This window comes from Arthrobacter sp. 05L45_2, from assembly GCF_056397525.1.
Genome location: NZ_JBFTNO010000001.1, coordinates 26,330 through 46,222, shown reverse-complemented (window position 1 = coordinate 46,222; position 19,893 = coordinate 26,330). Strand labels below are relative to the sequence as shown.

Sequence of the window (19,893 nt, the reverse complement as noted above, 5' to 3'; positions counted from 1 at the left end):
GCCCTGCGCTCCATGAAGGCGCCCGGGACCGCGTACGACGACGACGTGCTCGGCAAGGATCCGCAGCCGGACTCGATGGATTCCTATGTCCGCACCAGTTCGGACAACGGCGGGGTGCACCTTAACTCCGGGATCCCGAACCGCGCGTTCTACCTTGTGGCGGCGGCTATCGGAGGAAACGCCTGGGAAACCCCCGGGCGGATCTGGTACGAGACCCTGACCGGAGGTTCGCTGAAGCCCACTGCCACGTTCAGTGCCTTCGCCAAGGCCACGGCGGCCTCCGCCCAGGAGCTCTTCGGTGCGGAGTCGGCAGAGCATGACGCCGTCCGGAAGGCGTGGGAAACTGTGAAAGTGAGGCTGTAAGCGGCACGTGCCGACCGAGCACGACGACGAGTCCCGGTGGAGAGACACCCATGAAGATCACGGTTCAGCGCAGCGGCGGCGTAGCCGGGATCCAGCGTGTCTGGAGCGTGCAGCCGGAGACTCCCGACGCCCTGGACCAGTGGCAGGGCCTCATCGAAGCCTGCCCGTGGGACAACCTGCCCGGGGACGACACCGGACAGCCCGACCGCTTCGTTTACCGGATCCGTGCCGGCCAGCGCCGCGCCACCCTGCCCGAGCGGCACGTCACCGGACCCTGGCGTGCCCTGGTTGACTGTGCCCGGGCTTCCGCCGGCGACGTGCCGCCGGACGAGGCTTGATAGAGGCCTAGCACCAGGTCAGAGGGACCTAGACCGCCGCCAGGTGCCCGCGGAAGGTGCGCCGGTATGACTGCGGGCTGGTGTCGAGCACCTTGGCGAAGTGGTGGCGGAGCAGCACTGAGTGGCCGAACCCGGATTCGCGGGCGATCTCGTCAATATTGAGGTCGGTCGTTTCCAGGAGTTCCTGGGCGCGGAGGACCCGTTGGGAGTTCAGCCAGGCGGCCGGCGTGGCGCCGGTCTCGGCACGGAAACGGCGGGCGAACGTCCGCGGGGACATATGCACGCGCGCGGCGAGTTCATTGACGGAGTGGTCCTCGTCCAGGTTCCGGACCATCCAGCGCAGGAGTTCCTCCATCGGCTGGGATCCGCAGCGCGGCATCGGGCGGTCAATGAACTGCGCCTGCCCTCCGTCGCGGTGCGGCGGAACCACCATGTCGCGCGCGATGCTGGCTGCGACGTTGGCGCCCAGTTCCACCCGGACCAGATGCAGGCTGGCGTCGATTCCCGCGGCCGTTCCGGCGCTGGTGATGATTCGGCCGTCCTGGACGTAGAGCACGTTTTCGTCCACAAGCGCCGCCGGGTACCGGCTGGCGAGCTCCTGCGAGTAGTGCCAGTGGGTGGTGCAGCGGCGGCCATCCAGCAGGCCCGCCCGGGCCAGCGCAAAGGCCCCGGAGCAGATCGACATGACCCAGGCCCCGCGTGCGTGCGCGGCCCGCAGCGCCTCCAGCACGGACTCCGCCACATCGGAGTCCTTGCCGAACGGAGTCATGATGACCAGGTCCGCGTCCGCGGCCGCCGCCAGTCCGAGCGGCACGTGCATGGACAGCCCCGACTTCATGGGCACATCCCCGGGCTCCGGCGTGCAGACCCGGAAATCAAAGGCGGGGACCCCGGATCCGCGGTCCGACCGGTCCACGCCGAACACCTCGAAAGCGGTCCCGAATTCGAAGACCGAGAAGTTGGGAACCACAATCATTGCCACTGATTTGATCATGTATCCAGTGTGGCAGAAATTATAGTTTTTTGGTCGTTTCTGCCACTTTTTTTGGATCCAGTACCGGAGAACCATGGAGGTATGGAACTCATCGGAATTGCCCTCATCATCCTGGTCCTCGCCGCCGTGGCCGCCACCCTCCGGAGCCTCCGGAAGGACGGGCTCGGCCACAATCCCCCTGTCCGTTCGGAAGAGTACTGGATGGCCCACGACCTTCCCAGCACCAGCTACAGCCTGCGGTTCTTCTAGCCCGCAGGGCGCCCCGCACCCCCAATCACCAACCCCACCTGCTGCCCGGCCCCGCCAGGGACCGGGCAACTCTCTGCCCGGCGCGGCGGACAGTAGACTGTTTTCAGCCATGACACTGCATATCTCCTACCCCGCCGATCTGCCGGTCTCCGAACGGCGCGAGGACCTGATGGCCGCCATCGCCGCGAACCAGGTGACCATCATCGCCGGCGAGACGGGCTCCGGTAAGACCACCCAGATCCCCAAGATGTGCCTGGAGCTCGGACTGGGCGAGAACGGCCTGATCGGACACACGCAGCCCCGGCGGCTCGCCGCCCGGACCGTGGCTGAGCGCATTGCCGAGGAACTTGGTGTGGAGATCGGCCAGGAAGTCGGTTTCCAGGTCCGCTTCACCGGCGAGGTCAGCCGCTCCACCAAGGTCAAGCTGATGACCGACGGCATCCTGCTGGCCGAGATCCAGCGCGACAAGCTGCTGCGCAAATACAACGCGATCATCATCGACGAGGCCCACGAACGCAGCCTCAACATCGACTTCATCCTCGGCTACCTGAAGYGCATCCTGCCCCAGCGCCCGGACCTGAAGATCATCATCACCTCGGCCACCATCGATCCGGAGCGCTTCGCCAAGCACTTCGGCAGCGAGGAGGACCCCTCCCCCATCATCGAAGTGTCCGGCCGGACATTCCCGGTGGAAATCCGCTACCGTCCGCTGTCCCAGCCGGCCGGTGGTCCAGGCGCCGATGGTGACGGCGAGGGTTCCGACGACGAACTCGAGGAAGACCGCGACCCGCTGGACGCCGTGTGCGACGCCGTCGACGAGCTCGCCACGGAGGCCCCCGGCGACATCCTCATCTTCTTCTCCGGCGAGCGCGAGATCCGGGACGCCGCGGAGGCGCTCAACGCCCGGATCCAGGCCAACCGGCGGCTCGCCGGCACCGAAGTGCTGCCGCTCTTCGCCCGCCTGAGCCTCCAGGAACAGCACAAGGTGTTTCACCCCGGCAGCAAGCGCCGGATTGTCCTGGCCACCAACGTCGCCGAAACCTCGCTCACTGTTCCCGGCATCAAGTACGTCATCGACACCGGCACCGCCCGCATTTCGCGGTACTCGCACCGGACCAAGGTCCAGCGCCTGCCCATCGAACGGGTCTCCCAGGCCTCGGCCAACCAGCGCTCCGGCCGGTGCGGGCGCGTCTCCGACGGCATCGCCATCCGGCTCTACTCCGAGGAAGACTTCGAGTCCCGCCCGCAGTTCACCGATCCGGAAATCCTCCGCACCAACCTCGCCGCCGTCATCCTGCAGATGACCGCCATGGGCGTGGCCCGGGGACCCAAGGACGTGGAGAACTTCCCGTTCGTTGAGCCGCCGGATTCCCGCGCCATCAACGACGGCGTCTCCCTCCTGCGCGAGCTCGGCGCCCTGAATGCCGTCCGCAGCCAGGAGCCCGCGGGCGACGCCGGCGCGCGCGGCGGCCGGAACGGCGGGACCAACCGCAACAACCGCAACGGCGGCGGGCTGACCGCCGTCGGACAGCAGCTGGCCCAACTCCCGGTGGATCCGCGGCTGGGCCGGATGATCGTCGAGTCCGGGAAGCGTGGCTGCGTCCGCGAGGTCATGATCCTGGCCGCTGCGCTGACCATCCAGGACCCGCGCGAGCGCCCGACCGACAAGCAGCAGCTCGCCGCGGAGAAACACGCGCGGTTCCGGGACGAGAACTCCGATTTCACGGGCTACCTGAACCTGTGGAACTACCTGCAGGAGAAGCAGCAGGAGCTCTCCTCCACCGCTTTCCGCCGGCTGTGCCGCACCGAGTTCATCAACTACCTGCGCGTCCGGGAGTGGCAGGACCTCTTTGCCCAGCTGCGCCAGCTCGCCCGGCCGCTGGGCATCAGCCTCGACAACAAACGGCTCACCGATCCCGTGGGCAACCACGAAGGCATCCATATCAGCCTGCTCTCGGGCCTGCTGAGCCACATCGGTATCCTCGACGAACGCAAACGCGAGTACGCCGGCGCCCGCGGCAGCCGGTTCGCGATCTTCCCCGGCTCCGCCCTATTCAAGGAATCCCCCACCTTTGTGATGGCCGCCGAGCTGGTGGAAACGAGCAGGCTCTGGGCCCGGGTAGCCGCGAAATTCGATCCCCTCTGGGCCGAGCAGGTGGCGCCCGACCTGGTCAAACGCAGCTACAGCGAGCCGCACTGGTCCAAGAAGATGGGCTCGGTGATGGCCCATGAGAAAGTCACGCTGTACGGCGTGCCGATCATCCCCAGCAGGCGGGTTAACTACGGGCGGGTGGATCCGGAGCTGTCCCGCGAGTTATTCATCCGGCATGCCCTGGTTGAGGGTGACTGGCAGACCCACCATAAGTTCTTCCACCGCAACCGTGCCCTGCTGCAGGAAGTCGAGGAGCTTGAGGCCCGGATGCGCCGCCGGGACATCCTCGTGGACGATGAGGCTCTGTTCGGGTTCTACGACGCCCGCGTCGGCAAGGACGTAGTGTCCGAACGCCACTTCGACAAGTGGTGGAAGGAAGCACGCCAGCAGGACCCCGCGCTGCTGGACTTTGACCAGTCGCTGCTCATCAGCGAGGACGCCGACGCCCTGGATGACTCGGCCTACCCGAAGATCTGGCAGCACAAGGGCTTCGACCTGCCGCTGAGCTACGAGTTCCATCCGGTGGCTCCGGGCTCGCCACCGAATCCGTCCGACGGYGTCACAGCCGAAGTCCCCGTCCTGTTCCTGAACCAGCTGGACGACGCCGCATTCCGCTGGCTGATTCCCGGCCAGCGGGTGGAGCTGGTGACGGCCCTGATCAAGTCCCTGCCCAAGCAGGTCCGGAAGAACTTCGTCCCGGCTCCCGACGTCGCACGGCAGGCCGTCGCAGCCCTCGAAGCCGACTTCGATCCCGCCGCCGATGAACTCGAGCCGTCACTGGAACTGGTGCTGCGCCGGATCCGCGGCCAGGTCATCCCGGCGGGGTCCTGGAACTGGGACGCCGTGCCGGCCCACCTGCGGGTCAGCTTCCGCGTGGTCGACTCCAGCGGCAAGGTCCTGGACGAAGGCAAAGACCTCGCCGCCCTGCAGGAGAAGCTGGCCCCCGCCACCCGCCGCGCCATTGCCGAGTCCCTCGGCGCCACGCCCTCCACAGTGGGGGCCAAGTCCGGTAACCGTGGCAATGGACAGAGGGACGGCAAGAACGCTGCGCCTGACGCCGCGCCGGCACGCCAGGCTGCCGGCCCCGCCGGATTCACTGAACTGTCCGGGCTGAAGGACTGGACCTTCGGGACCGTCCAGCGCCAGGTACAGGGCACCGTCAAGGGTCACACAGTCACCGGCTACCCGGCGCTGGTGGACGAGGGTACGTCCGTGGCGTTGCGGCTGTTCCAGACCACGTCCGAGCAGGAACAGGCCATGCGGGGCGGGGTCATCCGGCTGCTCGCCCTGAAGGTGCCGCCGCCGGACCGCTATGTCCTGGAGCACCTGAACAACACCGAGAAATTGACGTTCAGCCAAAACCCGCATGGCTCCGTGTCCGCCCTCATCGCGGACTGCTCCCTGGCAGCGATCGACAAGCTCACGCCGGAGGCCCTGCCCTGGGACGAGGCGTCATTCAAGGACCTGTACGAACTGGTCCGGGCCGAGCTGATCGATACGGTCTTCACGGTGACCGTCGTCGTCGAACGCGTCCTGGCGAGCACGCGGAGGATCGAAAAACAGCTTAAGGGGACCACCAGCCTGGCCCTGATCAGCGCGCTCAATGACGTGAAAAGCCAGCTGGAACAGCTGGTCTTCCCCGGCTTTGTGGCACGCACGGGTTACGCCCAGCTCAGCCAGCTGCCGCGCTACCTCGCAGCCATCGAAAAGCGCCTGGAGAAGCTTCCCGGGAACGTCCAGCGCGACGCCCAACACATGGCAGCCGTCCAGGCCCTGGAGGACGATTACGACGACGCCGTCTCGGCGCTGCTGCCGGGCCGGCGCCTGGGCACCGAGTTAACCCAGGTCCGCTGGATGATCGAAGAACTCAGGGTGAGCCTCTTCGCCGTCGAACTCGGCACCGCCTATTCGGTCTCCGAAAAGCGGATCCGGACAGTGCTGAACAAGGCCCTGGCACCGGCCTAGCGGCTTCGCGGCCCTAGGCGTCCGGCACGTACGCGCCGTGGCCGGCGTCGCGCAGCCCTGCCCGCAACTTCTCCGCGTTGGCGTCCAGCCGGGCGGGGTCCGGGTGCTGATCCACCGCGCCGAAGTCGAAGTCGGCCATCGAGTTGGAGGGCCAAACATGCACGTGCATGTGGTTGATCTCGTAGCCGGCCACGATCAGGCCCGCACGGGCGGCGTCGAACACCTTCACCTGGACGGCGCCGATCCTGCGGGCCACCTCCATGACCCTGCCCACCGTGTCCGCCGACGCATCGGTCCAGCGGTCGACTTCCTCGGTGGGGACCACCAGGGTGTGGCCGTCGGCCAGCGGACCCACGGTCAGGAAGGCGACGACGTCGTCCTCGCGCCACACGAAGCGGCCCGGGATCTCGCCGTTGATGATCTTGGTGAACAGGGTGCTCATGCGTCCGCCTTTTCCGCCGGGGACCCCAGGGTGCTGGCGTCCAGAACAAACCGGTACTTCACGTCGCCGGCCACCATCCGGTCGTAGGCTTCGTTCAGCTGGTCCGCGCTGACCACTTCGACGTCGGACACCACGCCGTGCTCGGCACAGAAGTCCAGCATTTCCTGGGTCTCTGCAATCCCGCCGATGAGAGACCCGGCATAGGCGATACGGCGGCGGATCAGGGCGCCGGGGTTGACCGGCGGCATCGCCTCGGAGGGCAGACCGAGCTGGAACAGGGCGCCGTCCACGCGCAGGGTCCGGAAGAAGGGGTTGAGGTCGTGCGGGGCGGCGACGGTGTCGATGATGACGTCGATGCTGCGGTCCGTGGCCTCCATCGCCGCCGGGTCCGTGGACAGGACCACGTGGTCGGCACCGAGCTCGCGGGCGGCCTCAAACTTGCGCTCCGAGGTGGTGAAGACCGTGACCTCTGCCCCCATGGCTTTGGCGATCTTGACCGCCATGTGCCCGAGTCCGCCCAGGCCCACCACACCCACAACGTCGCCCTCTTCAACCTCGAAGTGGTTGAGCGGCGAATAGGTGGTGATACCGGCGCAGAGCAGGGGTGCCGCGGCGGCGGGGTCCAGTCCTTCCGGAACCCGGAGGACGTAGTTCCRGTCGACGACGATCGACGTCGAGTAGCCGCCCTGGGTGATGGCGCCGCCGTTGCGGGCATCCTTGGCGCCGTAGGTTCCGGTCATGCCGTTTTCGCAGTACTGCTCGAGGCCGTCGAGGCAGCTGTCGCATTCGCGGCAGGAATCAACCATGCAGCCGACGCCGACGCGTTCCCCGACCGTGAAGTCGTCGACGGCGGAGCCGACGCGGGTGACGCGGCCGACGATTTCGTGCCCGGGAACGAGCGGGTAGTTCTGGGTGCCCCATTCGCCGCGGGTGGCGTGCACGTCCGAGTGGCAGAGGCCGCAGAACTCAATGGCGATCTCGACGTCGTCGGCCTTGGGCGCGCGCCGGGCGACGGTCAGCGGGACGAGGCCGCTGTCGCTGGCGGTGGCGCCGTACGCGGCGGCGAGCGTGGCGCTGGCGTCAGCGCCGGCCGCGGTGAGGTCGGGAAGCGGCTTGGCGAGGGGCGGCGGTACGGGGCGTCCTGGAGTCATGGCTCGACGCTACCCCCGGGAGCGCTTTCGGTGCCAGTTTGCCCGCACGGGCGGGGGTGGGCGGAGCCGGCGTTCTGGCGCTTTTCCGCAGTTCAGCCGCCCTATCCTTGGAGGGTGACTGTCTATCAAGCCGTTCTCTCTTTCGCCGTTGTCGCCGGGCTGCTGACCCTGGTGCCCGGCATCGACACCGCACTGGTGCTCCGCTCTTCCATTTCGCGGTCCCGCGGCTTCGCTTTTGCCACCGCCCTAGGCATCAGCACCGGCGCCATGGTGTGGGGCATTGCCGCGGCCGTGGGGGTTTCGGCGCTRCTCGCGGCCTCCGAACTCGCATACCGCCTCCTGACACTGGCCGGCGCGGCGTACATGATCTGGCTGGGTCTGTCGCTGCTCTGGAAAAGCTGGCGCAGCAGTGACGGGACGACGGCGGGGCACGCCGAAGCGTCCCTGCCTGCGGCCGGCGGACGCCAGCTGCTCAGGGGCTGGCTCACCGGGGCCGGCACCAACCTGCTGAATCCGAAGGTCGGGGTCTTCTACATCGCCACGATCCCGCAGTTCATTCCTTCCGGGGCCTCTCCCCTGCTGATGGGAATGCTGCTGGCCGGGGTGCACTGCGCGTTCTCCATGCTCTGGTTCACGCTGCTGATCTTCGCGACCGGCTTTGCCTCCAAGTGGCTCAAAAGTGCCCGGAGCATCCGGGTGATCGACCGGATCACAGGAACGGTCCTGGTTGGCTTTGGCCTGAAGCTCGCCCTGGAGCCGGGGCACTAGGAACCTGCCAAGGTTGGCCGGCTACGACGCCGGCGGTCCGGGTTGGAGTGCGTCCTCCGGGCAGGGAGGCCTGGTCACAGGCCCTGGACATCTGGCTCTGCGGCGGGGGCGCCGTGGCCTGAGCGCTGCTTCAGGAGATTGACCGCCTCACCCCGTTGCGGCACAGGGGTCTCAGGAGCCAGCGGCCCTGCTGCACGGCCGATTCTGCCGCTGCTTATATTGTCAGAGGTCGCTGGAACAGTATGACTATGGACGGCAACAGCAATCCGGCAATGGTTTCGGCGGGGCATTCCGGCGCGGTTTCGGCCGGCCGGCCCCTGACCCACCGTGTGACGGTCGAGGACTTTGCCAAGCTCCTGCCCGGCATCCCGACGCCGGCCAGTCCGGCTGCCCTCATTGACGAAATACGGGCCCTGGAGAACCTGAGGTCCGCCGTTTCAGCCCGCCAGGCCAGGCTGGCGGTTGCCTTTGACATGCTTCAGCGCCGCGCGCAGGCCGACGCCGGCCTACCGGCGGACAGGCTGGGCACCGGCATTGGCGCCCAGATTGCCCTGGCCCGCCGTGAATCGCCTGCTCGGGGTGGCCGCCTCCTGGGACTGGCCACCGCGCTCGTTACGGAGATGCCTCGCACCCTCGCCGCGCTGGAGACCGGACAGCTCAACGAATGGCGCGCGACCCTTGTGGTGCGAGAAACAGCATGCCTGTCCGCTGCAGACCGCACTGCCGTGGATCAGGAGTTGGCGGCCGACGCAGGCAGCTTCGAGGGCTCAGGAGACCGGGCCATTACCGCCGCAGCGAGGGCGGCAGCCTACCGCCGGGACCCACGGTCCGTGGCAGACCGTGCCAGTCGCGCCGAAGGGGAGCGCCACGTCAGCCTCCGTCCGGCCCCGGACACCATGTGTTACCTGACAGCCTTGCTGCCCGTCGCCGCTGGTGTGGCAGTGCACGCCGCACTGATCCGGCACGCCGATGCGCTGCGCTCCGACGGCGATCCCCGCTCGCGCGGCCAGATAATGGCCGACGCCTTGGTGGAGCGCGCCACCGGGAAAGCCGGCGGCCTGTCGGGGACCGAAATTCAGCTTGTTATGACCGATCGCACCCTGTTGCAGCGAGACAGTGAGCCCGCGAGAGTGCCCGGCTACGGCATCGTGCCTGCGGGGTGGGCGCGGAAGCTCCTATCCAGCGGCCCCGCCCGCAGCCCGGGCGACGGACGGACCATGGCCGCCTGGCTGCGCCGGCTCTACACCGCACCGGCCACCGGTGAACTCCTGGCAATGGACTCGCGGGCCCGGCTCTTCCCCGCGGGACTGCGTCGCTTCATCCACGCCCGCGACGACACCTGCCGCTCCCCCTACTGTGACGCACCGATCCGTCACCTGGACCACGTGGTCCCGTGGCACGCCGGTGGCACCACCTCCGCCAGCAACGGCGCGGGGCTCTGCGAAGCCTGCAACCACACCAAGGAGACGCCCGGGTGGAGCGCCACGCCGCGGCCTGGCCCCACGCACACCATTGAGGTCACGACGCCGACAGGCCACAAGTATGCCTCCGCCGCTCCCCGTCTGCCCGGATGTCCGGCAGCGCCCCGACCCGATCCGCATCCTGATCCGCGTCATCATCAGCGGAGGGTGCAGCGACACCTTGCCCGAAGATCCCTGATGGGCTCCCGGTCGGCGCGGCTGCCCGCTGCCTAAGCCGGGTCGGCGCCGGTGACCACGCTGTTGGACGGGTTGTTCGACCACTCCGAGAATGACCCGGGGTACAGGACCGCGGGGAAGCCGGCGATCTCCAGTGCCGCCACTTCGTGGGCTGCTGTCACCCCGGACCCGCAATACACGGCAGTGGGCGCATCCTCGCGGACCCCCAGGTCGAGGAAACGCTGACGGAGGTCGCCGCCCGGGAGGAACCGGCCGTCTGCCGCCAGGTTGGCCGTGGTCGGTGCGCTCACGGCACCCGGGATGTGTCCCGCGCGCGGGTCCACGGGCTCAATCTCGCCGCGGTAGCGCTCCCCCGCCCGGGCATCGAGCAACAGGCCCCGGCCGGACCAGGCCGCCGCCTCGCTGGCGCCAATCGCCGGCATGGCACCGTCTGTCAGTGCGACGTCGCCCGGCTCCACGCCGGCGTCGCCGCTTTCGACGTCGAAGCCCGCGGCGCGCCAGGCGGCCAGGCCGCCGTCGAGCAGGGAAACGGACTCGAATCCGGCGTTGCGCAGCATCCACCAGAGCCTGGCTGCTGCGAGGTTACCGGTGTTGTCGTAGGCCACCACCACGTCGCCGTTACGGATACCCCACGAGCGGGCGGACTGCTGGAACTGCGCGGGCGGCGGCAGCGGGTGGCGGCCGCGGGCGGGGTCGGCCGGACCGGCAAGCTCGGAGGCAAGGTCCACAAAGACCGCGCCGGGGATGTGGGCCTCCCGGTAGTGGGCCCGGCCATGCGGGTCGCCGAGGGCCCAGCGGACATCCAGCAGCACCGTTCGGGCGCCGGAGTCCATTCGGTCCTTGAGGTCGGCCACAGTCATCAGCGTGTTCATCCGCCCACTCTAACGGTGCCAYTGCTACCGCCGCGTAGGCACCCCCGCGGGTAGGCTGGGGCGGTGACGAACGAGCGCGAGCAGGACCGGGCCTGGGCCGATGAGGCTATCCGCCGGATCAATGCGGAGAACAACAGGTCGGCCGACACCCATCTCTACTCGGTGCCGCTGCCCGAGCACTGGGGTGTTCAGCTGTACCTCAAGGACGAATCGACGCACCGCACCGGGAGCCTCAAACACCGGCTGGCCCGGTCGCTGTTCCTCTTCGGGCTGGTCAACGGCTGGATCCGCGAGGGCACCACCATCGTCGAGGCCTCAAGCGGAAGCACCGCCGTCTCCGAAGCGTATTTCGCCCAGCTGCTGGGACTGCCGTTCATTGCCGTTATGACCCGGACCACCAGCCGCGAAAAGATCGCCCTGATCGAGCAGTTCGGCGGTACTTGCCACCTTGTGGACCATGCCTCCGAGGTGTACGCGGCCGCCGAGGAGCTGGCCCGCAGCACCGGCGGCCACTACATGGACCAGTTCACCTACGCCGAGCGCGCCACCGACTGGCGGGGCAACAACAACATCGCGGAATCCATCTTCGGCCAGCTCGCCCTGGAGGAGCACCCGGTCCCGCGTTGGATCGTCGTGGGAGCCGGCACCGGAGGGACCAGTGCCACGATTGGCCGCTACTTGCGCTACCAGCGCCACAACACGTCACTCGCCGTCGTCGATCCCGAGAACTCGGCTTTCTTCCCGGGCTGGCTAGCCGGCCGGGACGGCGGCACCACGACGGACGCCACCGGGCTGCCGTCCCGGATCGAGGGGATCGGGCGGCCGCGCCTGGAGCCGAGCTTTGTTCCGGCTGTCATCGACCACATGATCCAGGTGCCCGATGCCGCCTCGGTCGCCGCGATGCGCCACCTGCGCCGGCACGTCGGGCTCCACGCGGGCCCGTCCACCGGAACCAATCTCTGGGGCGTGTGGCAGCTGATCGCGGAGATGGTCGCCGAGGGCCGCCGGGGCAGCGTGGTGTCGTTGATGTGCGACGGCGGCGACCGCTACTCGGGCAATTACTGCAACCCGGACTGGCTGCAGGCGCAGGGCCTGGACCCGGCCCCATATGAGGCCGTTATCGAGGAATTCTTCGCGACCGGTGCCTGGCCCGCGTAGGGAGCGGGGCCCCGGAGGGTTAGACCTCCACTGACTCGCCGCTGGAAAGGTGCCGGTATTCGGTGCCGTACCTGGCACCGATCCGGGTGACATGGTTCTCCACAAGCCCCCGCCCGAGGTCGTTCAGCAGCGCGTCGTGGACCGGGAAGGCTCGCGGAGCACGGACGCCGATGACAAAATCGACCACCTCGCCGATCTTGTTCCAGGGCGCGTGGATCGGAACCAGCAGCGTCTGGACGTCGATCCCGTCCGGAATCGCGAAGGAATCCCCGGGGTGGTAGACGTTGGAATCCACCAGGTAGCCGACGTTGGCCACCACCGGGATCTGCGGATGGATGAGCGCATGCTGGCCGCCAAAGCTCCGGACGTCGAAGCCGGCCGCCTCGAACGCCTCATCCGCGGCGACGGTGTGGATCCGCCCGGCTGCGGCCGACGCTTTCTCCCGCAGCCCCGAGGCCACGCCGTCGGGGGCATAGAGCTCCAGCTCCGGGTTGGCCAGCAGGGCGCCGGTAACGGCGTCGACGTCGATGTGGTCCGCGTGCTCGTGGGTGATGAGCACGGCCGACGCGCCGTCCAGCGCCTCCGCCGTCTCGGAGAACGTGCCCGGATCCAGTACCAGGACGCGCCCTTCCTTCTCGAGGCGGACGCAGGCATGGGTGAATTTGGTCAGCTTCATCCGGCCAGCCTATGGCGCGGTCCGAGGCGGTGTCCACGGGACCCGGCTGGTAATCTGGGAGCCTGCCCACCCCGCAGTACCACCCCCAGCGAAGCGAGTTTCCCCATGTCCCAGGGCGCCACCACCGGCGGCAGCCAGGCACCGGCCCGCGCCGCTGCCGGAACCACGGAACACGCCGCAGGCAAGGACCAGGGCCGGGAACAGGGCAAGGAACAGCGCGTCACCAAGCAGCGGCTGGCCGTCAGCGCCGCCCTGGACGAGCTGGCCGACTTCGTCAGCACGCAGGAGCTGCACCGCATCCTCCAGGAACAAGGCACCTCCGTCTCGCTGGCCACGGCCTACCGGATCCTGCAGTCGCTCGCCGACGACGGCCTGGTGGACGTGCTGCGGAACGCCGACGGCGAGGTGGTGTACCGTCGGTGCGCCGTGACCGGCCACCACCATCACCTACTGTGCCGGAACTGCGGCAAGGCCGTCGAGGTCGAGGCACCCGCGGTTGAGGCGTGGGCCGCGCGGATTGCCAGCGAGCACGGCTACACCGCCGTCGAGCACACCGTGGAAATTTTTGGGCTATGCCCCGAGTGCACGGTTCTCCTGGCTACGGAAAAGAAGCCCCAGCCTTAGCCCTGCTTGAACCGGATCTGGCCGGCGTCGCTGGTAAGCACGAGCTCCGTGGAATCCAGCTGGTACACCATTGGTGCCTTGAAGAAGGCGCTCGTCCAGCCCCGGTGTTCCGCGTCCGCATCCACACAGCCGTCCGCCGACTCCGCCGTACGCGCCGGGTCGGGCACTATCCCGAAATCATCGACCGTCGCAGGGACATTGAGTACGCCACACGGCATCCGGACCACCAGGACCATCGTTCCGTTCATCGTGTCGAAGCCCAGGTGCAGCGGCGCAGACGTCAGCCAGTACATGTTGTGGCCGCGGGCGTAGCCCCACGTCGAGGTGAACTTCCGGCAGGTCAGGGCCGCGGCTCCCTGCCAGGGCGCAGGGGCCACCCCGGCGGCTGCAGAACGCGGGCAGGCCGCGGGCGGCCGGCCAAGCGTCGTTGGGGTGACGACCGGCTGCGGCGGCGGACTGGTCTCACCCGGCRGGATTTTGGGGTTGGAGCCCGGCCCGTAGGGCTTGGCCCCGAGGCTTGCGGAGCCGGTCGGCCGGTCCTTGGCCTCCCCCAGCTGCAGGGTCCAGCGCCCGTCACGCCACGCGATCCCGAAGTGGACCGCAGCGCCGCGGCCATCCCGCATGGCCGTGACGTTGGCCGCCGACGGGAAATCACTGCTGATATCCAGCTGCCAGGACCCCGGCATCCAGCCCCGGGTGGCGTCGACCAGCTGCTGGGCTTCGGGCCGCGTATTGGTCAGGGCCGGGCCCACCAGCGCCTGGACGCGTTCCACGGAGCCGGACGCCGCCGCCGTCACAACGCTGCGGGCGAAGTCTTCCCGGAGGGACAGATCCGGCTGCGGCGGCTCCTCCAGGCAGGCCGAAACAGACGTCAGCAACAGCAGCAACAGCGCAACGGCCCGCAGGCGCCGCAACAGCGGCATTCCTGCCCGATTCCCCCGGTCATCCCCCATGCGTGCATCGTACTGCCACCGGTCAATCCAGGGCCGCACCTCCGGAGTGAACTAGGCCGCAGACGGCGCCGGACGTACCAGGCGCCCGCTGTTGCCGCGTTTGTCCCGGATGCCGCCGATTACCCGGCACACCACGTAGATCAGGAAGGACAGCGTGGTGACGTAGGGGCTGATCGGAAGGCGTCCGCCGAGCGCCAACAGGATCCCGCCCACAGTTGCCGTCACCGCGAAGACCACGCTCAGGACCACCACCAGGCGCGGCGAAGAACTGACCCGCAGGGCCGCGGCGGCCGGGGTAATTAGCAGGGCCAGTACCAGCAGGGCGCCCACAATCTGGATGGACAACGCCACGCTCACACCGAGCAGCAGCATGAACCCCAGCGCCAGCCCCCGCACCGGAACGCCGCGCGCTGCGGCCACCCGGGGGTCCACACTGGCGAAGGTCAGCGGCCGCCAGATGGCGATCAGGGCCAGCATCACCACGACGGCGGCGACCGCCAGGACCTGCAGCTGTACGGTGCCGACGGACACGATCTGGCCGGTCAACAGACCGAACTTGTTCGCCGCGCGGCCTTCATAGAGGGACAGGAACAAGATGCCAAGGCCCAGGCCGAACGGCATCAGGACCCCGATGGTGGAGTTCTTGTCCCGCGCCCGGACGCCCATCAGTCCCAGCAGCAGGGCTGCTACCACCGACCCCGCGAGCGAGCCCAATACGACGTCGGCGCCCACCAGCAGCGCAAAAGCGGCCCCGGCGAAGGACAACTCGGAAATGCCGTGCACGGCAAAGGCGAGGTCGCGCTTCACAACGAAGGTCCCGACGAGGCCGCCGAGCAGGCCCAGCACCGCGCCGGCCCAGATGGAGTTCTGCACCAGGGCGAGGAGCTCGCCGTAGTTCTCGAAGTTGAAGATGGAGTGAATCACGCTGTCCAGGTCCACTAGCCAACCTCCCCGGCGATCGCGTGCGCGTCCTCGTGGTGGTGCGTGGTGGCATCCGGAAGGCCCACCACGATCATCCGGCCGTTGGCGTGGACCACTTCCACGCGGCTGCCGTAAAGGTCGGACAGGACTTCGGTGGTCATGACTTCCTCCGGGGTACCGAGCCGGAACCGGCCGCCGGCCAGGTACAGGACGCGGTCCACGTAGTCCATGATCGGGTTGATCTCGTGGGTGACGAAAATGACCGCGCTGTGGTGCTCGTGGCACTGCTTGTTGATCAGCGCGCTGACGGCCTGCTGGTGGTGCAGGTCCAGGGACAGGAGCGGCTCGTCGCACAGCAACACGCGCGGCTCGGTGGCGAGGGCCTGCGCCACACGCAAACGCTGTTGTTCGCCGCCGGAGAGCTTGCCGACGGGAACCTTGGCGTAGTCCTGGGCGCCCACTTCGGCCAGCAGGTTATCCACCCTGCGGCGGACCGTGGCCCCGCCCAGCCTGATGCCCCACCGGTGCCCGTCGACGCCCAGGCCCACGAGGTCTCGGGCCCGGAGCGGGGTGTCCGGATCGAAGGATTCCTGCTGGGGCACGTACCCGATCCGGCGGCTCCCCCGGGCAATGGGCTGGCCCTCCAGGACCGCCGTCCCGGAGCTCAGTTCCTGCAGTCCCAGCATGACCTTGAGGAACGTGGTCTTGCCGCTGCCGTTCGGGCCCAGGACGGCGAGGAATTCGCCCGGGTTGATGTCGAGGTCGAGGTTCTCCCAGAGAGTCCGGTCGCCAAACTTAAGGGACGCTCCGCGAAGGCTCACTACGGGTGTCAACTGGATTTTCCTCGATTTCTGCAGGGCCGGACGGCCACGCCGTTGCGATTATCTTAGGCGGGGCTAGCCCCGGGCGAGTGCCTTGGCCAGGCTGTCCACGTTGGCGGACATCCACTGCAGGTAGCTTTGGCCCTCCGGCAGCGTCTCGCTGAATTCCACCACGGGGACCCCTGCCGCCACCGCCGCGTCCTTGAGGGCGCGGGTTTGCGGTCCCTCAGTCTGCGGGTTGTAGGCCAGCAGCCGGATGCCACCGGACTTCACGACGTCGACGGCGGACCGCAGGATGGCGGGCGGCACATCCGAACCTGATTCGATGGCAGAGGTGTAGGCGGCCGGTGTCCGGTTTTCCAGCCCCGCGGCCTCCAGCATGTACAGCGGAACAGGTTCCGTGACAGCGGCGCCGCCGTGCCTGGCCGAGGCCTTCAGCTCCGACAGCCGGGTCTCCAGCCCGCCCAGGCTCTTCTTCAGGGCCGCCGCGTTGGTGCGGAAGTCCGCGGCCTTGGACGGTTCAAGGGCGCCGAGTTTCTCTGCCAGCACATCGGCCAGCCGCGTCATGGCGGCCGGGCTGTACCAGACGTGTTCGTTGAAACCCGAGGGCGAGTGGTCGTGTCCGTCCGCGTCCGGCGCTGCCGCCGCCGACGCTGATGACGACGCCGGATTGAGCCCCGAGGCGTCGACGACGTTGACCAGGTCCGCTCCGCCCAGACCCGTGTCGTCGGCCAGTTTGTGCAGGAAGTCGTCGTAGCCCCCGCCGTTCTCCACCACCAGTTCGGCTTTGGAGACGGCCAGCTTGTCCTGCGTTGTGGCCTCGTAGGAATGCGGGTCCTGGCTGGTCCGGTTGATGATGGACGTGACCCGGACGTTGTCGCCGCCCACAGCGTGGACCAGGTCTCCGTACACGCTGGTGGAGGCGACCACGTCAACCACGCCGTCGCCGGCGCCTGCCCGGTCACCGCCCGACGTCGGCCCGCAGGCGGTCAGCAGGAGACTGCCGACACCGGCAAGGAGGATAGCGGCGGCGGAACGGCGCACAGAAGGACCTCGGATCTGTTATTGAGAAGCGTTAGCAATACAGCCAGCCTACCCCTAAATAGGAATCATTCCTATTTAGGGGCAGGCCGTGTTGGCTGAGCCGCTAGTCCTGGCCGAGCCTGCGGTACCCGGTGGCCTGCGTGGCGTCGCGGATCTCACCGACCAGCTGCTCGATCACATCCTCGAGGAACAGCACTCCCTGGGTGTGCCCGTCCGGACCGATCACGCGCGCCAGGTGCGAACCGGTGCGCTGCATCACGGACATTGCCTTCTCGATCTCGTCCTCCATGGCCAGGTTGGCCAGGGACCGGATACGGCTTTCGGCAATCGGGTGCTGGTAGCCGGCCTCCGGGATGGACAGGACGTCCTTGATGTGGAGGTAGCCCGAGAGCATGCCCTCGTCGTCGAGCATGGGGAAGCGGGAGAACCCGGTGCGGCTGACCGCCTTCTCAAACTCCTCCGGCGTCGTGGCGTCCTTGAGCATCACGAGCTTTTCCAGCGGGACCATAATCTGGGAGGCCGTGTATTCGGAGAACTCGAGGGCGCCGGTAATCAGTCCGGCGTCGTCGTCCACCAGGCCGTGCCGGGTGGATTCCTGCACGATCGACTGGACCTCTTCCAGCGTGAACGAGGACGTGACCTCGTCCTTGGGCTCAATCCGCATGAGCCTCAGGATGTGGTTCGCGGACCAGTTCAGGGCCACGATAACCGGCTTGACCGCCCTGGCGATGAACATCAGCGGCGGGGCCAGCAGCAGCGCCGCTTTGTCCGCCACGGACACCGAGATGTTCTTCGGAACCATTTCGCCGAAGGTCACGTGCAGGAACGTGACCGCCAGCAACGCGATGGCGAAGGCCACGACGTCGGCCATTTCGGTCGGGACACCGGCTGCCTCCAGCGGGACGGCCAGCAGATGGTGGATGGCGGGCTCGGCCACCTGCAGGATCAGCAGCGAGCAGACGGTGATGCCCAACTGCGCGCAGGCGAGCATCAGCGAGACGTTTTCCATGGCCTTAAGCGTGGTCTGTGCCCGCTTGGACCCGGACTCGGCGAGGGGCTCGATCTGGCTGCGGCGGGCCGACATTACGGCGAATTCGGCCGCGACGAAGAAAGCGTTGCCCACCAGCAGCAAGGCGAGCCAGAGAATTCCCAGCCAGTCGCTCATGCGGCACCGGCCTTTCCGGCAGCGTCGATCCGCCCGTTGTGGTCACCGTGAGCTTCGTGCTCCGCGGGTGCCGGCTTGAAGCAGATCCGGTCGATCCGGCGCCCGTCCATGCGGGTGACACTGAGCTTCCCGCCGACGACGTCCACCGTGTCCCCCACGGCCGCAATGCGGCCGAGTTGGCTCATGACGTAGCCGCCGACAGTTTCGTACGCAGCCTCATCCGGAACCGTCAGGCCCGGTATCTGCTCGGAGAGTTCGTCGGGCCGCAGTAGGCCGGGGAAGTACCAGTCCCCCGAGGCGCTCTGCAGCAGTCCGGGCCGGACCTTGTCGTGCTCGTCGGCCACTTCCCCGACAATTTCTTCCACGAGGTCCTCGAGGGTGGCGATTCCGGCGGTTCCGCCGTACTCGTCCAGGACGACGGCGAGCTGCAGGTTGCCCTCGCGCAGTTCGGCGAGCAGTCCGTCCAGGTGGATGGTTTCGGGGACGCGGAGCACCTCGGTCATGATGGCGCCGGCCTCCAGGTTGGCGCGCCGGTCCACCGGAACGGCGATGGCCTTCTTGACGTGCACCACACCCCGGATGTCGTCCGAGGACTCCCCGATGACGGGAAAGCGCGAGTATCCGGTGCGCTTGGCCGCCTCCACAATGTCCGAGACGGGCTGGTGCCCGTCGATGGTCTCCACCCGGATCCGGGGCGTCATCACGTCCGCGGCGGTCCGTCCGGAGAACTTCAGGGTCCGGGAGATGAAGTTGGCGGTGCGCTCGTCCAGCGTTCCCATGGCGGCGGAGCGGCGTACCAGGGAAGCGAGCTCAGCGGGCGTGCGGGCCCCCGAGATCTCTTCCTTGGCCTCGAGGCCAAAGACGTTAAGGACCTTGTTGGAGAAGCCGTTGAGCACCACGATGGCCGGCTTGAAGATGGCAGTAAAGACCAGTTGCGGGCGGGCCAGGGCTTTGCCGACCCGGAAGGACAGGGCGATCGCCATGTTCTTCGGGACGAGTTCGCCGATCAGCATGGAGAGCAGTGTGGCCAGCGCCATGGCCAGCACCAGGGAGACCGACGTCGAGGCGGCCTCCGGCAGGCCGAGGGCAGTCAGCGGGCCTTCCAGCAGCTTGCCGACCGACGGTTCCATCACGTAGCCGGTCAGCAGCGTGGTGAGGGTGATGCCGAGCTGGCAGCTGGAGAGCTGCGTGGAGAGGGATTTGAGGCATTTGAGCAGCGGCGCGGCGGCGGTGTCGCCGTTATCCACGGCGCGCTGGACGGTCGCCTGGTCAAGGGCGACCAGGGAGAACTCGACGGCGACGAAGAAGCCGGTGCCGAGAATGAGGAGCACTCCGGCTCCAAGCAGTAGCCACTCCATTTAGCGGCCCGCTTCGGAGCGTAAGGATGCCTGCCGGGGGAAACGTCCCGGCGGAGGATGGTCAGCCGGGGCCGACGCTGTTTCCTGTAGGGCACTGTGTCCGCGTAGAGATGGCCGATGGGCGGCGGAGGAGTGATGGGCGCGTGAACGGGGTTTGCCGGCTCTGTGGGTGGACTGCGCGGGAACGTATGAGGTTCCTCGCTGACAGCCCCCAGGCCGGC

19 protein-coding genes are annotated in these 19,893 nt (G+C 68.0%); 8 read left to right on the top strand and 11 right to left on the bottom strand.

Translation table 11 applies throughout. The features are described 5' to 3' along the window. Together AC1DHD_RS00230 and AC1DHD_RS00225 are read left to right on the top strand one after the other, a co-directional pair. The coding region (locus AC1DHD_RS00230; protein ID WP_476877749.1) for a M4 family metallopeptidase at nt 1-363 on the top strand (363 nt) is incomplete at its 5' end. A 50-nt stretch (nt 364-413) separates the two neighbouring features. Continuing rightward, nucleotides 414-701 (top strand): protealysin inhibitor emfourin, encoded by a 288-nt coding sequence (locus AC1DHD_RS00225; RefSeq protein WP_476877748.1) that lies wholly within the window; start codon nt 414-416, stop codon nt 699-701. A 28-nt stretch (nt 702-729) separates the two neighbouring features. Here AC1DHD_RS00225 and AC1DHD_RS00220 read toward each other — a convergent pair whose 3' ends face one another. Further along, nucleotides 730-1,695: a GlxA family transcriptional regulator gene (locus tag AC1DHD_RS00220; protein WP_476877747.1), complete on the bottom strand. Its 966-nt coding sequence runs from the start codon at nt 1,693-1,695 to the stop codon at nt 730-732. 81 nt (nt 1,696-1,776) lie between these two features. Between AC1DHD_RS00220 and AC1DHD_RS00215 the strand changes: the two genes are divergently transcribed. Further along, nucleotides 1,777-1,944 carry a hypothetical protein gene (locus AC1DHD_RS00215; protein WP_476877746.1) on the top strand — a complete coding sequence of 56 codons (168 nt, stop codon included), beginning with the start codon at nt 1,777-1,779 and terminating at the stop codon, nt 1,942-1,944. Nucleotides 1,945-2,053: 109 nt separating this feature from the next. Next, on the top strand, nt 2,054-6,061 hold the full coding sequence (hrpA, locus tag AC1DHD_RS00210; protein ID WP_476877745.1) for an ATP-dependent RNA helicase HrpA: 4,008 nt from the start codon (nt 2,054-2,056) through the stop codon (nt 6,059-6,061). 13 nt (nt 6,062-6,074) lie between these two features. Here hrpA and AC1DHD_RS00205 read toward each other — a convergent pair whose 3' ends face one another. Then, nucleotides 6,075-6,503 carry an HIT family protein gene (locus AC1DHD_RS00205; RefSeq protein WP_476877744.1) on the bottom strand — a complete coding sequence of 143 codons (429 nt, stop codon included), beginning with the start codon at nt 6,501-6,503 and terminating at the stop codon, nt 6,075-6,077. Further along, the gene (locus tag AC1DHD_RS00200) at nt 6,500-7,654 is read right to left on the bottom strand and encodes an NAD(P)-dependent alcohol dehydrogenase (RefSeq protein WP_476877743.1); all 1,155 of its coding nucleotides are present in this window, start codon (nt 7,652-7,654) and stop codon (nt 6,500-6,502) included. The genes AC1DHD_RS00205 and AC1DHD_RS00200 overlap by 4 nt, the downstream gene beginning before the upstream one ends. 114 nt (nt 7,655-7,768) lie before the next feature. Between AC1DHD_RS00200 and AC1DHD_RS00195 the strand changes: the two genes are divergently transcribed. Beyond that, the gene (locus tag AC1DHD_RS00195; protein ID WP_476877742.1) at nt 7,769-8,422 is read left to right on the top strand and encodes a LysE family translocator; all 654 of its coding nucleotides are present in this window, start codon (nt 7,769-7,771) and stop codon (nt 8,420-8,422) included. Between the two features lie 248 nt (nt 8,423-8,670). Next, complete coding sequence (locus tag AC1DHD_RS00190; RefSeq protein ID WP_476877741.1) at nt 8,671-10,116, top strand: HNH endonuclease; 1,446 nt, start codon at nt 8,671-8,673, stop codon at nt 10,114-10,116. Here the strand turns inward: AC1DHD_RS00190 and AC1DHD_RS00185 are convergent. Next, the gene (locus tag AC1DHD_RS00185) at nt 10,113-10,952 is read right to left on the bottom strand and encodes a sulfurtransferase (protein WP_476877740.1); all 840 of its coding nucleotides are present in this window, start codon (nt 10,950-10,952) and stop codon (nt 10,113-10,115) included. The two genes, AC1DHD_RS00190 and AC1DHD_RS00185, sit on opposite strands and share 4 nt — an antisense overlap. A gap of 63 nt (nt 10,953-11,015) precedes the next feature. Here AC1DHD_RS00185 and cds1 point away from each other — a divergent pair, with 63 nt between their 5' ends. Then, nucleotides 11,016-12,110, top strand: coding sequence for an L-cysteine desulfhydrase Cds1 (gene cds1 / locus AC1DHD_RS00180; protein WP_476877739.1), 1,095 nt, complete (start codon nt 11,016-11,018; stop codon nt 12,108-12,110). Nucleotides 12,111-12,129: 19 nt separating this feature from the next. On the opposite strand, the gene AC1DHD_RS00175 is transcribed toward cds1, so the two are convergent. Further along, a complete protein-coding gene (locus AC1DHD_RS00175; protein ID WP_476877738.1) occupies nt 12,130-12,786 on the bottom strand; it encodes an MBL fold metallo-hydrolase in 657 nt (218 codons plus the stop codon). Between the two features lie 105 nt (nt 12,787-12,891). Here AC1DHD_RS00175 and AC1DHD_RS00170 point away from each other — a divergent pair, with 105 nt between their 5' ends. Next, nucleotides 12,892-13,410: a Fur family transcriptional regulator gene (locus AC1DHD_RS00170; RefSeq protein WP_476877737.1), complete on the top strand. Its 519-nt coding sequence runs from the start codon at nt 12,892-12,894 to the stop codon at nt 13,408-13,410. On the opposite strand, the gene AC1DHD_RS00165 is transcribed toward AC1DHD_RS00170, so the two are convergent. The 6 genes from AC1DHD_RS00165 to AC1DHD_RS00140 form a co-directional block, all read right to left on the bottom strand. Further along, nucleotides 13,407-14,333 carry a hypothetical protein gene (locus tag AC1DHD_RS00165; protein WP_476877736.1) on the bottom strand — a complete coding sequence of 309 codons (927 nt, stop codon included), beginning with the start codon at nt 14,331-14,333 and terminating at the stop codon, nt 13,407-13,409. The two genes, AC1DHD_RS00170 and AC1DHD_RS00165, sit on opposite strands and share 4 nt — an antisense overlap. An 81-nt stretch (nt 14,334-14,414) precedes the next feature. Further along, nucleotides 14,415-15,302, bottom strand: coding sequence for a metal ABC transporter permease (locus tag AC1DHD_RS00160; RefSeq protein WP_476877735.1), 888 nt, complete (start codon nt 15,300-15,302; stop codon nt 14,415-14,417). Next, on the bottom strand, nt 15,302-16,117 hold the full coding sequence (locus AC1DHD_RS00155) for a metal ABC transporter ATP-binding protein (RefSeq protein ID WP_476877734.1): 816 nt from the start codon (nt 16,115-16,117) through the stop codon (nt 15,302-15,304). The genes AC1DHD_RS00160 and AC1DHD_RS00155 overlap by 1 nt, the downstream gene beginning before the upstream one ends. A gap of 63 nt (nt 16,118-16,180) precedes the next feature. After that, nucleotides 16,181-17,149 carry a metal ABC transporter solute-binding protein, Zn/Mn family gene (locus tag AC1DHD_RS00150; RefSeq protein WP_476877733.1) on the bottom strand — a complete coding sequence of 323 codons (969 nt, stop codon included), beginning with the start codon at nt 17,147-17,149 and terminating at the stop codon, nt 16,181-16,183. 103 nt (nt 17,150-17,252) lie between these two features. After that, nucleotides 17,253-18,314, bottom strand: a complete 1,062-nt coding sequence (locus AC1DHD_RS00145) for a hemolysin family protein (protein ID WP_476877732.1) — start codon at nt 18,312-18,314, stop codon at nt 17,253-17,255. Then, the gene (locus tag AC1DHD_RS00140; RefSeq protein ID WP_476877731.1) at nt 18,311-19,672 is read right to left on the bottom strand and encodes a hemolysin family protein; all 1,362 of its coding nucleotides are present in this window, start codon (nt 19,670-19,672) and stop codon (nt 18,311-18,313) included. Before AC1DHD_RS00140 ends, AC1DHD_RS00145 begins: the two co-directional genes overlap by 4 nt. Between the last annotated feature and the right edge of the window lie 221 nt (nt 19,673-19,893).